A 734-nucleotide genomic window follows, 5' to 3' on the forward strand; every position below is an offset into this window, starting at 1 on the left:
CCGCCAGACTGGCGGGTCGAGGTCAAGGCCGTCAAGGCCGAGCCGCGTGAGGGCAAGCCCGTGGCCGCCATCATGCAGGCCGAGGCCGCCCGCATGGAGGCGGCCCTGCCCAAAGGCACGCGGCGCGTCATCCTCGACGAGCGCGGCACGCGCCTGACCAGCGTGCAACTCGCCCAGCGCACAGAGGCCTGGGAGCACGACGGCCGCGACGTCGCCCTCATCATCGGCGGTGCCGACGGCATCGACCCGGCTTTCAAGCAAACGGCCGATGAGGCCATTCGCCTCTCCGACATGACCCTGCCGCACGCCTTGGCGCGTGTGCTGTTGCTTGAACAGGTCTACCGCGCCTGGTCGCTGCGCCACAACCACCCTTATCACCGCGCCTGAGTGCCGCGCCCGGGCTGGGCTTGCTGGCCTGGGCGAGCCAGCGAACGGTTGTCGCGGCCCATCGGGCGCCCTACGAGCACGCACATGAGCCCACCTTCTCCAACCGCCGCCGAACTCGCCAGCGAGGGTGGTCCCTGGCTCTACCTGGCGTCGCAAAGCCCACGCCGACGCCAGCTGCTGGATCAGCTCGGCGTGCGCCACACCTTGCTCCTGCCCGATGCCGACGAAGACGCAGAGGCCCTGGAGGCGGAGCAGGCGGGCGAATCCCCCGAGGACTACGTGCAACGCGTGACCCGCGCCAAGTGGCAGGCGGCGATGGCGCGCCTGCAGGCCCGCTTCTGCCGCGA

At 71.0% G+C, this 734-nt stretch carries 2 protein-coding genes; both read left to right on the forward strand.

Annotation, left to right across the window (positions count from 1 at the left end; all coding sequences use genetic code 11):
• A partial coding sequence (gene rlmH, locus B2W70_RS14805; protein ID WP_286746810.1) for a 23S rRNA (pseudouridine(1915)-N(3))-methyltransferase RlmH occupies window positions 1-387 on the forward strand: 387 nt, incomplete at its 5' end.
• 84 nt (window positions 388-471) lie between these two features.
• On the forward strand, window positions 472-734 hold a 263-nt coding region (locus B2W70_RS14810), incomplete at its 3' end, for a Maf family protein (RefSeq protein WP_286746812.1).

The organism is Aquabacterium sp. UBA2148 (genome assembly GCF_002328915.1).
Classification (GTDB): Bacteria; Pseudomonadota; Gammaproteobacteria; order Burkholderiales; family Burkholderiaceae_C; genus Aquabacterium; species Aquabacterium parvum.